General features: G+C 61.1%; 13 protein-coding genes. 10 read left to right on the forward strand and 3 right to left on the reverse strand.

Going from position 1 to position 13,168, the window contains the following annotated elements:
* Positions 1-40 precede the first annotated feature (40 nt).
* The 9 genes from TU82_RS10680 (at position 41) to pdeM (ending at position 10,352) form a co-directional block, all read left to right on the forward strand.
* Positions 41-1,045 carry a ligase-associated DNA damage response exonuclease gene (locus TU82_RS10680; RefSeq protein ID WP_057723168.1) on the forward strand — a complete coding sequence of 335 codons (1,005 nt, stop codon included), beginning with the start codon at positions 41-43 and terminating at the stop codon, positions 1,043-1,045.
* Complete coding sequence (locus TU82_RS10685) at positions 1,042-2,676, forward strand: ATP-dependent DNA ligase (protein WP_057723169.1); 1,635 nt, start codon at positions 1,042-1,044, stop codon at positions 2,674-2,676. Before TU82_RS10680 ends, TU82_RS10685 begins: the two co-directional genes overlap by 4 nt.
* 310 nt (positions 2,677-2,986) lie before the next feature.
* Complete coding sequence (locus TU82_RS10690; protein ID WP_057723170.1) at positions 2,987-3,766, forward strand: transporter substrate-binding domain-containing protein; 780 nt, start codon at positions 2,987-2,989, stop codon at positions 3,764-3,766.
* Between the two features lie 56 nt (positions 3,767-3,822).
* On the forward strand, positions 3,823-4,551 hold the full coding sequence (locus TU82_RS10695; RefSeq protein WP_057723171.1) for an ABC transporter permease: 729 nt from the start codon (positions 3,823-3,825) through the stop codon (positions 4,549-4,551).
* Positions 4,548-5,258: an ABC transporter permease gene (locus tag TU82_RS10700; protein WP_057723172.1), complete on the forward strand. Its 711-nt coding sequence runs from the start codon at positions 4,548-4,550 to the stop codon at positions 5,256-5,258. The genes TU82_RS10695 and TU82_RS10700 overlap by 4 nt, the downstream gene beginning before the upstream one ends.
* A gap of 9 nt (positions 5,259-5,267) precedes the next feature.
* Positions 5,268-6,386, forward strand: a complete 1,119-nt coding sequence (locus TU82_RS10705; protein ID WP_057723173.1) for a succinylglutamate desuccinylase/aspartoacylase family protein — start codon at positions 5,268-5,270, stop codon at positions 6,384-6,386.
* 13 nt (positions 6,387-6,399) lie between these two features.
* A complete protein-coding gene (locus tag TU82_RS10710; RefSeq protein WP_057723174.1) occupies positions 6,400-7,164 on the forward strand; it encodes an ABC transporter ATP-binding protein in 765 nt (254 codons plus the stop codon).
* 57 nt (positions 7,165-7,221) lie between these two features.
* On the forward strand, positions 7,222-9,702 hold the full coding sequence (locus TU82_RS10715; RefSeq protein ID WP_057723175.1) for a ligase-associated DNA damage response DEXH box helicase: 2,481 nt from the start codon (positions 7,222-7,224) through the stop codon (positions 9,700-9,702).
* The gene (gene pdeM, locus TU82_RS10720; protein ID WP_057723176.1) at positions 9,702-10,352 is read left to right on the forward strand and encodes a ligase-associated DNA damage response endonuclease PdeM; all 651 of its coding nucleotides are present in this window, start codon (positions 9,702-9,704) and stop codon (positions 10,350-10,352) included. The genes TU82_RS10715 and pdeM overlap by 1 nt, the downstream gene beginning before the upstream one ends.
* Positions 10,353-10,374: 22 nt before the next feature.
* Here the strand turns inward: pdeM and TU82_RS10725 are convergent, their stop codons facing one another.
* Both TU82_RS10725 and dcd read right to left on the reverse strand, forming a co-directional pair.
* The gene (locus TU82_RS10725; protein WP_057723177.1) at positions 10,375-10,572 is read right to left on the reverse strand and encodes a hypothetical protein; all 198 of its coding nucleotides are present in this window, start codon (positions 10,570-10,572) and stop codon (positions 10,375-10,377) included.
* A 108-nt stretch (positions 10,573-10,680) separates the two neighbouring features.
* A complete protein-coding gene (gene dcd, locus TU82_RS10730; protein ID WP_048719838.1) occupies positions 10,681-11,247 on the reverse strand; it encodes a dCTP deaminase in 567 nt (188 codons plus the stop codon).
* A 388-nt stretch (positions 11,248-11,635) separates the two neighbouring features.
* Here dcd and TU82_RS10735 point away from each other — a divergent pair, with 388 nt between their 5' ends.
* Positions 11,636-11,845: a cold-shock protein gene (locus TU82_RS10735; RefSeq protein ID WP_002554837.1), complete on the forward strand. Its 210-nt coding sequence runs from the start codon at positions 11,636-11,638 to the stop codon at positions 11,843-11,845.
* A 212-nt stretch (positions 11,846-12,057) separates the two neighbouring features.
* Here TU82_RS10735 and rpoS read toward each other — a convergent pair whose 3' ends face one another.
* A complete protein-coding gene (gene rpoS, locus TU82_RS10740) occupies positions 12,058-13,065 on the reverse strand; it encodes an RNA polymerase sigma factor RpoS (protein ID WP_057723178.1) in 1,008 nt (335 codons plus the stop codon).
* Positions 13,066-13,168: the final 103 nt, after the last annotated feature.

A 13,168-nucleotide genomic window follows, 5' to 3' on the forward strand; every position in this document is an offset into this window, starting at 1 on the left:
CCATCCTCCTAACTGATAAGCCCATCTCCCCGGTCAGCCCATGGACCTCGTCATCGCCCGACCCGAAGGCCTCTATTGCCCCGCCGGGGATTTCTACATCGATCCCTGGCGTCCGGTGGAGCGTTCCGTCATCACCCATGCCCACGGCGACCACGCCCGCACCGGCAACGAGCATTACCTGGCCGCCGCCCCCGGCGAAGGCATTCTGCGCTCGCGCCTCGGCCAGGACATCAACCTGCAGACGCTGGCCTACGGCGAAAAACTCGTACACCACGGCGTCACATTGAGTTTTCACCCGGCCGGGCATGTCCTCGGTTCGGCCCAGGTGCGCCTGGAATACCAGGGCGAGGTGTGGGTCGCGTCCGGCGACTACAAGGTCGAGCCCGATGGCACCTGCGCGCCGTTCGAACCGGTGCGCTGCCACACCTTTATCACCGAATCCACCTTTGGCCTGCCGATCTACCGTTGGCAGCCGCAGGCGCAGATTTTCGCCGGCATCAACGACTGGTGGCAGGCCAATATCGCCGCCGGCAAGGCCAGCGTGCTGTTCTGCTATTCGTTCGGCAAGGCCCAGCGCATTCTGCACGGTATCGATGCCAGCATCGGCCCGATTCTCAGCCATGGCGCCGTCGAGCCGTTGAACCGGGTCTACCGTGAAGCCGGTATTTATATTCCCGAAACACTGTACGCCGGCGATTTCAAAAAAAACGACCCGCTCTTGCGCCAGGCCCTGATCATCGCACCGCCTTCCACCGGTGGCAGCACCTGGATACGCCGTTTCGGCGACTACAGCGACGCCTTCGCCAGCGGCTGGATGCGCCTGCGCGGCACGCGGCGCCGGCGCGGGGTCGACCGCGGCTTTGTGCTGTCGGACCATGCCGATTGGCCGGGACTGTTATGGGCCATCGAGCAGACCGGTGCCGAGCGGGTGATGGTCACCCACGGCTCGGTCGGCGTACTGGTGCGCCACCTGCGTGAGAAAGGCCTGGATGCTCAAGGGTTCAGCACCGAATACGGCGACGACGAAGAAGAGGCCAGCGCATGAAAGCCTTCGCCGAGCTGTACGCCAACCTCGACGCCACGACTTCCAGCAACGCCAAGCTGGCGGCACTGCAAGACTATTTCCAGCAGGCACCGCCCCAGGATGCGGCCTGGGCGGTGTATTTCCTCTCCGGCGGACGGCCGCGGCAATTGGTACCGACCCGCCTGCTGAGGGATATGGCAACGGAAGCGGCGAGTATCGAGCCGTGGTTGTTCGAAGAAAGCTACCAATCCGTCGGCGATCTGGCCGAGACGATTTCCCTGCTGCTACCCGAATCGACCTACACCTCGCAAGATGGCCTGGCGGTATGGCTGGAAGACAAACTGCTGCCGCTGCGCGGCCTTGCGCCGCTTGAACTGGCCGAGCGCCTGCCGGCGCTGTGGGCGCAACTGGACCAACCGAGCCTGATGGTGTGCATCAAACTGATCACCGGCAGCTTTCGCGTGGGCGTGTCCAAACTGCTGGTGACCCGCGCACTTGCGGCCATGGCCGGGCTCGACAGCAAACGCGTGGCCCAACGGCTGGTGGGCTACACCGACTTGTCCAATCGCCCGACAGCCGCTGGCTACCTCAAGCTGATTGCCGCCGAATCATCCGACGAACATGCGCAACGCGGCGGTCAGCCCTATCCGTTTTTTCTCGCCCATGGCTTGGCGCAACCGCTGGAGCAGTTTGACGCCCTGCTCGGCTCCCCCGACGACTGGCAGGTGGAATGGAAATTTGATGGCATTCGCGCGCAACTGGTCAAGCGTGAGGGTCGCCTGTGGGTCTGGTCCCGTGGTGAAGAACTGGTGACCGAGCGTTTCCCCGAGCTGCACAGCCTGGTCAGTGGCTTGCCGGATGGCACGGTGATCGACGGTGAAATCGTGGTCTGGAAGGATGCGGTGCAACCTTTCGCCCTGCTGCAACAGCGGATAGGCCGCAAGACGTTGAGTAAAAAAGTGCTCGAGGATGCGCCGGTGGCGGTGCTCGCCTACGACCTGCTCGAATACCAGGGCGACGACTGGCGCAACCACACCCTGGCTGAACGCCGCATGCAGCTGGAACGGGTTATAGCGCAGTGCAACCAACCGGTGCTCTTGCCCTCGCCACTGCTCGAGGGGCAAACCTGGGACGCGTTGGCCGTGCAACGCGAAGCCTCCCGCAGCCTCGGTGTCGAAGGCATGATGATCAAGGATCGCAAAGGCCTCTACGGCGTGGGCCGCACCAAGGACATGGGCCTGTGGTGGAAGTGGAAGGTCGACCCGTTCAGCGTCGATGCGGTGTTGATCTACGCCCAGCGCGGCCATGGTCGACGCGCCAGCCTGTACAGCGACTACACCTTCGCGGTGTGGGACGGCCCGCCGGGCAGCGAGCGCACACTCGTGCCGTTCGCCAAGGCGTACTCGGGGCTGACTGACGAAGAAATGCGCAAGGTCGATGCAATCGTGCGCAAGACCACCGTGGAAAAATTCGGCCCCGTCAGCAGTGTCACGCCGAGCATGGTGTTTGAGTTGGGGTTTGAGGGCATCGCCCTGTCCAAGCGGCACAAGAGCGGCATTGCAGTGCGCTTCCCGCGAATGTTGCGCTGGCGCCAGGATAAACCGGTGGAGGAAGCCGATAGCCTCGCCACGCTGCAGGACTTGCTGGCCTGACAGAAATCAACTGTGGGAGGGGGCTTGCCCCCGATAGCGGTGGGTCAGACACACATGCTTTGACTGACATACTGCTATCGGGGGCAAGCCCCCTCCCACATTGGAATCTCAATATGACCTGTAATGGTGCGACCTTTTCCGAATGCTCATTAGTGGGCATTTCCTACACATAGAAATCCCTCGTCCCACCTTTTAAAACGATCATTCGGAACTATGGTGCAGAAATTGCTACCAGGGTTGCGTCTGACACCGTTCAGTAACAGTCCTAAACGCGCCACAAGCGCTTATCTTGGTTTCCAGGGAACACATAATGAAAAAAGCATTGCTGACCCTTTCTGCACTGGCTCTGTGCATGGCTGCAGGTGTTGCAACCGCCAAGGAATACAAGGAATTGCGTTTCGGTGTCGATCCATCCTACGCACCGTTCGAATCCAAAGCCGCCGACGGCAGCCTGGTGGGCTTCGATATTGACCTGGGCAACGCCATCTGTGCGGAGCTGAAGGTCAAGTGCAAATGGGTTGAAAGCGACTTCGACGGCATGATTCCGGGCCTGAAAGCCAACAAGTTCGACGGTGTGATTTCTTCGATGACCGTGACCCCGGTGCGCGAGAAGGCGATCGACTTCTCCAACGAGCTGTTCTCGGGCCCCACCTCGCTGGTGTTCAAGAAAGGTGCAGGGTATTCGACGCCTGAATCGCTCAAGGGCAAATCCGTGGGCTATGAGCAAGGCACCATCCAGGAAGCCTACGCCAAGGCTGTGCTGGACAAGGCCGGCGTGACCACCAAGGCCTACGCCAACCAGGACCAGGTGTATGCCGACTTGACGTCCGGTCGCCTCGACGCTTCGGTGCAGGACATGCTGCAAGCCGAACTGGGCTTTCTCAAGTCGCCAGCCGGTGCCGGCTATGAAGTCAGCGCCGCCATCGACGACCCGCTGTTGCCCTCGAAAACCGCGATCGGTATCAAAAAAGGTAACACTGAGCTCAAGGCTCTTTTGGATAAAGGTATCAAAGCGTTACACGATGATGGCACCTACGCCACCATCCAGAAGAAACACTTTGGCGATCTGAACCTGTACAGCGGCAAATAATGCCCGGGGCGCCCCTTTTCAAAGGGGCGCTTTTTTATCGCCATAGGTCCTGATTTATGTTCGAAGATCTGTTGCAAACCCTCGGGCTGAGCGCGTTCAGCTTGAAGGGTTTCGGCCCGCTGTTGCTGCAAGGCACCTGGATGACGATCAAGTTGTCGGTGTTGTCCCTGGCCGTCAGCGTCTTGCTGGGCCTGCTCGGCGCCAGCGCCAAACTGTCCAGCCTGCCCTTGCTGCGTATACCCGCCCAGCTGTACACCACCTTGATTCGCGGCGTCCCTGACCTGGTGCTGATGCTGCTGATTTTCTACAGCCTGCAAACCTGGCTGACCGGCCTGACCGACTTCATGGAATGGGAATACATCGAGATCGACCCATTCAGCGCCGGGGTCATCACCCTGGGCTTTATCTACGGTGCTTATTTCACCGAGACTTTTCGTGGCGCGATTCTGGCGGTGCCCCGTGGCCAGCTGGAAGCCGCCACCGCCTACGGGCTCAAGCGCGGGCAACGGTTTCGCTACGTAACCTTCCCGCAAATGATGCGCTTTGCCCTGCCGGGCATCGGCAATAACTGGATGGTGATGCTCAAGGCCACCGCGCTGGTGTCGATCATCGGTCTGGCCGACCTGGTGAAAGCGGCCCAGGATGCCGGCAAGAGCACCTACCAACTGTTCTACTTCCTGGTACTCGCCGCGCTGATCTACCTGCTGATCACCAGCGCCTCCAATTTTCTCTTGCGCCGTCTTGAACGTCGCTACGCCGCAGGTTCACGGGAGGCCGTACGATGATCGAGCTTTTGCAGGACTACTGGCGCCCGTTCCTTTATAGCGACGGCCAGCACATCACCGGCCTGGCCATGACCCTGTGGCTGCTCAGCGCGGCATTGGTGATCGGCTTTGTAGTATCGATTCCGCTGTCTATCGCCCGTGTATCGCGCAGGCGCCTGGTGCGCTGGCCGGTGCAGTTCTACACCTACCTGTTTCGCGGCACGCCGCTGTATATCCAGTTGCTGATCTGCTACACCGGCATCTACAGCATCGCCGCCGTTCGCGCGCAACCGGTACTCGATGGGTTCTTTCGCGATGCGATGAACTGCACCGTCCTGGCCTTCGCTCTCAACACCTGCGCCTACACCACGGAAATTTTCGCCGGGGCGATCCGCAGCATGGCCCACGGCGAAGTCGAAGCGGCCAAGGCCTACGGCCTCAGCGGCTGGAAGCTGTACGCCTATGTGATCATGCCGTCTGCGCTGCGCCGTTCGTTGCCCTACTACAGCAACGAAGTGATCCTGATGCTGCATTCGACCACCGTGGCGTTTACCGCAACCATTCCGGATATCCTCAAAGTCGCCAGGGATGCCAACTCGGCCACCTTCATGACCTTTCAATCATTCGGCATCGCGGCGTTGATCTACCTGGCCGTGACCTTTGCCCTGGTCGGTCTGTTTCGACTGGCGGAACGCCGCTGGCTGGCCTTTCTCGGGCCGAGCCATTAAGGAGTTTTCATGCGTCATCAGCGACATGACCTGATTGCGCCGGTGCCCGGCACGGCGCGACAGATACACAGTTTCCACTTCGGCCCGGAACAGGCGCCAGGCAAGGTCTACATCCAATCATCACTGCACGCCGACGAACTGCCGGGCATGCTGGTGGCCTGGCACTTGAAGGTGCGCCTGGCACAGCTGGCGGCCGCCGGGCGCTTGCGCAGCGAAATCGTACTGGTGCCGGTCGCCAACCCCGTCGGGCTGGAACAGGTGCTGATGGACATCCCCCTGGGCCGTTACGAGCTGGAAAGCGGACAGAATTTCAATCGCCTGTTTGTCGACCTCAGCGACGCGGTTGCGGGTCAGGTTGAAGCGTTACTGGGCAATGACGCTCAGCGCAACGCCCAGTTGATCCGCACCGCCTTATCCGGCGCCCTGGCCGCGCAGACCGCGTCGACTCAATTGCAATCCCAGCGCCTGGTGCTGCAGCGCCTGGCGTGCGATGCCGACATGGTGCTGGACCTGCACTGCGACTTCGAAGCCGTGGCGCACCTCTACACCACGCCCGAGGCCTGGCCGCAGGTGGAGCCGCTGGCGCGCTACCTGGGCTCGGAGGCCAACCTGCTGGCCACCGATTCCGGCGGGCAGTCCTTTGATGAATGTTTCACCCTGGTGTGGTGGCAGTTGCAGCAACGCTTCGGCAAGCGCTTCCCGATCCCCCTGGGCAGTTTTTCCGTGACCGTCGAATTGCGCGGCCAGGGCGACGTCAACCACGGCCTGGCGGCCCTGGACTGCCAGGCGATCATTGATTACCTGACCCACTTCGGCGCAATTGAAGGCGACGCGCCGCCACTGCCCGCGCTGCCCTACCCGGCCACGCCACTGGCGGGCGTGGAGCCTGTGACCACGTCGGTGGGCGGCTTGCTGGTATTCCACGCCTTGCCGGGGGAATACCTGGAGGCCGGGCAGCTTGTCGCCGAAATCATCGACCCCATTACGGACCGCGTAACGCCCGTGCATTGCCGCAATGCCGGCCTGCTGTACGCCCGCTCGCTGCGACGCATGGCCACCGCCGGGATGGTGATCAGCCATGTCGCCGGCGCAGAGGCTTACCGCAGCGGCTACCTACTTTCGCCTTGAGGATGCACGCTCCATGTACAAATTGACCGTTGAAGGCCTGCATAAAAGCTATGGCGACAATGAAGTGCTCAAAGGTGTCTCGCTCAAGGCCAGGACCGGCGATGTGATCAGCCTGATCGGCGCCAGCGGCTCGGGCAAGAGCACCTTCCTGCGCTGCATCAACTTCCTGGAAACCCCCAACGACGGCGCCATGACCCTGGATGGTCAAGTGATCCGCATGGTCAGCGACCGCCACGGCATGCGCGTGGCCGACGATGCCGAGTTGCAACGCTTGCGCACGCGGCTGGCCATGGTATTCCAGCACTTCAACCTGTGGAGCCACATGAGCGTGCTGGAAAACATCACCATGGCGCCGCGCCGCGTACTGGGGTGCAGCAAGAAAGACGCTGAAGACCGCGCCCGCCGCTACCTGGATAAAGTCGGCCTGCCCGCGCGGGTGGCCGATCAATATCCGGCGTTCCTGTCCGGCGGCCAACAGCAACGGGTCGCGATTGCCCGCGCGCTGGCAATGGAGCCCGAGGTGATGCTGTTCGATGAACCCACCTCGGCATTGGACCCGGAGTTGGTGGGTGAAGTGTTGAAAGTGATCCAGGGCCTGGCCGAAGAAGGCCGCACCATGATCATGGTGACCCACGAAATGAGCTTCGCGCGCAAAGTCTCAAGCCAGATATTGTTCCTGCACCAGGGCCGAGTGGAAGAGCAAGGTGCGCCGGCGGACGTGCTGGGCAATCCGAAGAGCGAGCGCCTGCAGCAATTCTTGAGCGGCAACTTGAAGTAAACCTTTGGGGCGCCTGGGGGGTCTGTGCATTAGAGCCTCCAGAGCGTCCGCCGCCGCATGGCAAAACCCGTCGACTTCGCCAAACAATGGTTTGCCACCCGCGGCTGGCGCCCGTTCGCCTTTCAGAAAGACGTGTGGAAGGCCGTCAAAGAGGGCCAGTCAGGCTTATTGCATGCGAGTACCGGCGCGGGTAAAACCTATGCGCTGTGGTTTGCGGCCCTCAATCGTTTTGCCATCTCGCGTCCACCCGCGACCGGCAAGCGCAAGGCCCCGGCCGAACCCTTGACTGTGCTGTGGATCACCCCCATGCGTGCCTTGGCCGCCGACACCGCGCGCGCCCTCGAGGCGCCATTGGCCGCACTGCAGATCCCCTGGAGCGTCGGCCTGCGCACGGGCGACACCAGCAGCAGCGAGCGTGCGCGCCAGACCCGCCGCCAGCCCACCACGCTGATCACCACGCCGGAAAGCCTGACGCTGATGCTCGCGCGCGCCGACAGCGAGGTCAGCCTGGAGCATCTGCGCATGGTGGTGGTGGATGAGTGGCACGAACTGATCGGCAATAAACGCGGCGTGCAACTGCAATTGGCGTTGGCGCGGCTGCGGCGCTGGCATCCGGAGTTGCTGGTGTGGGGTATTTCCGCAACCCTGGGTAATCAGGCGCACGCGCTGGAGGTGTTGGTCCCACAGGGTGGCGGGGTCAATGTGCAGGGGCACACGGCCAAACAGCTACAGGTCGACACCCTGTTGCCGCCCACCGCCGAACGCTTTCCCTGGGCCGGGCATATCGGTTTGAAGATGCTGCCGCAAGTCGTGGCTGAAGTGGATTCGAGCAGCAGCTGCCTGGTATTCACCAACACCCGCGCGCAGTCGGAAATCTGGTACCAGGCGCTGCTGGAGGCCAGGCCGGACTGGGCCGGGCTGATTGCGCTGCATCACGGCTCGCTGTCGCGGGAAACCCGTGACTGGGTGGAGCGTGCGCTGAAAGAAGGCCTACTCAAAGCCGTTGTGTGTACCTCCAGTCTGGACCTGGGCGTGGATTTTCTGCCGGTGGAACGAGTACTGCAGATCGGCTCGGCCAAGGGTGTGGCGCGCCTGATGCAACGCGCCGGCCGCTCGGGGCATGCACCAGGGCGGCCATCCCGGGTGACATTGGTGCCGACCCACAGCCTGGAGCTGGTGGAAGCCGCCGCCGCACAGGATGCGATTGCCCAGCGTCGCATCGAAGCCCGCGAATCCCCCCACAAACCTCTGGATGTGCTGGTGCAGCATTTGGTCAGCATGGCCCTGGGCGGCGGGTTTACCCCCGATGCGCTGCTGGCGGAGGTACGCGGAGCCTGGGCCTACCGCGACCTGACCGACGCCGATTGGGCCTGGGCCCTGGCCTTTGTGCGCCATGGCGGGCTGTCGCTCACCGCCTACCCGGATTACCGCCGCGTCGAGCCCGACGAACAGGGCATCTGGCGCGTCCCCGATGCGCGCCTGGCACGCCGCCATCGCATGAGCGTGGGCACCATCGTCAGTGATGCGAGTATTCATCTGAAGTATTGGAGCAAGGGCGGCGGCGGCAAGAACCTCGGCAGTGTCGAGGAAGGCTTTATTGCAAGGCTCAAGCCGGGGGACGGCTTTCTGTTCGCCGGGCGCCTGCTGGAATTGGTGCGCGTGGAAAACATGACCGCCTATGTACGCCGCAGCACCGCGAAAAAAGCGGCCGTGCCGCGCTGGAATGGCGGGCGCATGCCGCTTTCCAATGAGCTGGCGCAGGCGGTGATAGAGCGCTTCGACGCGGCGGCGCAGGGTCGCTTCGAAGGGCCGGAGATGCAGGCGGTGCAGCCATTACTGCAGACACAATTGCGCTGGTCCGGCCTGCCGACCCGCGATCACTTGCTGGCGGAGTTTCTCAAGTCGCGCGAGGGCTGGCACCTGTTTCTCTACCCGTTCGCCGGGCGCCAGGTGCATCTGGGGCTGGCGAGTCTGCTGGCATGGCGCGTCAGCCGGCGGCAACCGGTGACCTTTTCCATTGCGGTCAATGACTATGGGCTGGAACTGCTGAGCGCCACCGAGGTGCACTGGCCCGATGTAATCAACGAGGCCCTGCTCAGCCCGCAGGATTTGTTGACGGATGTAGCAGCCAGCCTCAATGCCGGTGAGCTGGCGTTGCGCCGCTTTCGCGAAATCGCGCGCATTGCCGGGCTGGTGTTCGCCGGTTATCCGGGGGCGCCGAAAAGTACGCGTCAGGTGCAGGCTTCCAGCGGGTTGTTCTTTGAAGTCTTCAAGCAATATGACCCACAGAACCTGCTGCTGGCCCAGGCTGGGGAGGAGGTGCTGCGCAACGAACTGGACATTCAGCGCCTGGAAGAGACGTTGCTGCGCCTGTCGGCATTGCAACTGGACCTGCATGTGATCCAACGCCCTACGCCCCTGGCCTTCCCGCTACTGGTGGAGCGGATGCGCGAAAGCCTGAGTTCGGAAAAACTCTCGGAGCGCATTGCGCGGATGGTCAAGGACCTGGAAAAAATCGCGGACAAAGGAAAAGCTTAATGGTGTGTTCGGTAACGCTTGAGGGTGAGCAGTTGTGGTTGCTGGCGGACAAAGCGGCGTATTGGCCGGCGCGCCAATGCCTGCTGATCGCCGACGCTCACTTCGGCAAGGCCTCGGCCTACCGCAGCCTCGGGCAGCCCGTGCCCCAAGGCACCACGAGCGAAAACCTGCAGCGCCTGGACCGGCTGCTGTCGGCGTTTCCCTGCGCTCAGGTGATCTTCCTCGGCGACTTCCTCCACGGACCCGGCTCCCACGCCAGCGGCACCCTGGGCGCGCTCAGGGCCTGGCGAGCGCGCCATGCGCAGTTGCCGATCACCTTGATTCGCGGCAATCACGATCAACGCGCCGGTGATCCACCTGCCGATTTGCGCATCGAGGTCGTACCGGAGCCCCTGTTGATGGGGCCGTTCGCGCTGCAGCACGAGCCGGACGCCCATCCCAGCCATCATGTGCTGGCCGGGCACGTCCATCCGGTGTATCGCTTGCGCGGTAGAGGTCGGCAGAGCCTGCGCCTGCCCTGCTTCCAGATTGGTACGCGCGTCAGCCTGCTGCCTGCATTTGGCGCATTTACCGGCGGTTACGCGGTGGAGCTGGACAATGAGCGCCGAATCTTTGTGATCGGCGATCAAGAGGTTTGGCCGGTTCAGTGAACAACGCCCGGGCGTTCGAGCATCAGGCTACCGGCGAGGGTGGCGGCTCATCCGGCAGGGTCGGTTCACCCGGTTCCGTAGGCTGCGGATAGTCCGGTTCAGGTTGGCCGGGGATGCCGCCCGCATAAGCAGGATCGGCCATCAGGGACCAGGCCAGAACGCCAATCTGGTTGGGTTCAAGCCGGGCAAGTTCTGCGCTGATTCGCGGGTTGATCTTCATAGGGCACTCCTCAAGCGTGGCTCGACGCGTTTTACACGCGCCGAGGCAGTACACCTAGATAGAGTCACTTTTTGCAGACTAATTCCCTTAAGCCGTAGGAGCTTTCGATCAAGCGCGTGGGAGAGTAACGCCACGCTGGCCCTGATACTTGCCCGCACGGTCCTTGTAGGACACTTCGCAGGCCTCGTCGGACTGCAGGAACAGCATCTGCGCCACGCCTTCGTTGGCGTAGATTTTTGCCGGCAAGGTGGTGGTGTTGGAGAACTCCAGGGTCACGTGGCCTTCCCACTCGGGTTCCAGCGGGGTCACATTGACGATGATGCCGCAACGGGCATAGGTGCTTTTACCCAGGCAGATGGTCAATACGTCCCGTGGAATACGGAAGAATTCTACGGTGCGGGCCAGGGCGAAGGAGTTTGGCGGGATGATGCACACGTCGCTCTTGACGTCGACGAAGCTTTTTTCGTCGAAGTTCTTCGGATCGACGATCGCCGAGTTGATATTGGTGAACACCTTGAATTCATCGGCGCAACGCACGTCGTAGCCATAGCTGGAAACCCCGTACGAAATCACGCGCGCGTCGCCTTCACCACGAATCTGGCGCTCGACGAACGGTTCGATCATGCCGTGTTCCTGCGCCATGCGGCGAATCCACTTGTCCGATTTGATGCTCATGGCGATGTCCTGAATAGCGAGGTGAAAAAATTCTGTGGGGCATCTTACCGGGGCCGGCGGTGGCGTTCAAAGGGCGCAGGGCTTTTAATGAAGAATGCGCTGGCGTCCATAGCCCGCAGCCAGCGGGGCCGGGGCTCCTGGCGCGGTTTTCCAGGACAATAAATACCACCGCCAGTCACGAAATTAGAGAAACCTTCGGAAATACCATTGGCACGTTCCGGAAAAAGGGTTAAGGTGGCGTCACTGTGTTGCTTGTGTCACTGAGAATCTCTACACGATATGTTGAATTTCGATCCAACCATCTCCAAGAATTTTTCCTGCTCTTTGCACTCAGTCTCGGCCAGGGCTTTTCCTGAGTCGCAGTTAACTTTGTTCAAGGAGTTACACCATGTCTAATCGCCAAACTGGTACCGTTAAGTGGTTCAACGATGAAAAAGGCTTCGGCTTCATCACTCCACAATCCGGTGACGACCTGTTCGTTCACTTCAAAGCTATCCAATCCGACGGCTTCAAAAGCCTGAAAGAAGGCCAACAGGTTTCTTTCATCGCTACCCGCGGTCAGAAAGGCATGCAAGCTGAAGAAGTTCAAGTTATCTAACTTGTCCTGACTTAGTCAAAAAGACCCCGCCCTTAAAAGCGGGGTTTTTTTATGCCTGGGATTTAGCGCTGCCGCCAGTCAAATGCACGACGCAAAAAAATGTGGGAGGGGGCTTGCCCCCGATGGCGGCGCTTCAGTCGATATAGGCTTCGACTGACATACCGCTATCAGGGGCAAGCCCCCTCCCACATTCAAGCGCTCAAGCAGGATCGTTATTGAAACAACGACTCACTCGACAAGCCGTTCTTCTCCAGGATCTCGCGCAAGCGCTTGAGACCTTCCACCTGAATCTGCCGAACCCGCTCACGGGTCAGGCCGATCTCCAGACCCACATCCTCCAGGGTGCTGCTCTCATGGCCGCGCAGGCCGAAGCGGCGAATCACCACCTCACGCTGCTTGTCCGTGAGCTCCGACAGCCACTGGTCGATGCTTTGGGACAGATCATCATCCTGCAACAGCTCGCATGGATCCGTCGGGCGATCATCTGTCAGGGTGTCCAGCAAGGTTTTATCCGAATCCGGACCCAGCGAGACGTCGACCGAAGACACGCGCTCGTTCAGGCCGAGCATGCGCTTGACCTCCCCCACCGGTTTTTCCAGCAGGTTGGCGATTTCTTCGGGCGAAGGTTCATGATCGAGTTTCTGTGTCAGCTCACGCGCAGCCCGCAGGTACACGTTGAGTTCCTTGACCACATGGATCGGCAACCGGATCGTGCGGGTCTGATTCATGATCGCCCGTTCGATGGTCTGGCGAATCCACCAGGTGGCGTAGGTCGAGAAGCGAAAGCCCCGCTCAGGGTCGAACTTCTCTACCGCCCGGATCAGGCCCAGGTTGCCCTCTTCGATCAAGTCCAGCAGCGACAATCCGCGATTGACGTAGCGTCGGGCGATCTTGACCACCAGGCGCAGGTTGCTTTCAATCATGCGTTTGCGCCCAGCCGGATCCCCCTTCTGCGACAGACGCGCAAAATGGACTTCTTCTTCGGGGGTGAGCAGGGGGGAAAAGCCGATTTCATTGAGGTACAACTGGGTCGCATCGAGCGCCCGTGTGTAGTCGATGTACTTGTGTTGCTTCAACGCGGAGGAGTTCTTGGATTTGGTGCGAACTGAGGGTGGTGAAGCCCCCTCATTATCTGACATCGTTTCCGTAGCGATACCGGTCTCCATAAGGAGAACCTCATCGTCGATGTCAAACTCCGGCGCTTCTTTACTGAGAGCCATTGTTATAGTCCTTTGGTGAGTTCGACCTCAAGCTCAAGCGACGCCTTTATCCTTGGCAACGCTGGAGCCTGTTCCTTCTACGTGAGGGAACAGGCTGGCAACA

It is taken from the genome of Pseudomonas orientalis, assembly GCF_001439815.1.
GTDB lineage: Bacteria > Pseudomonadota > Gammaproteobacteria > Pseudomonadales > Pseudomonadaceae > Aquipseudomonas > Aquipseudomonas orientalis.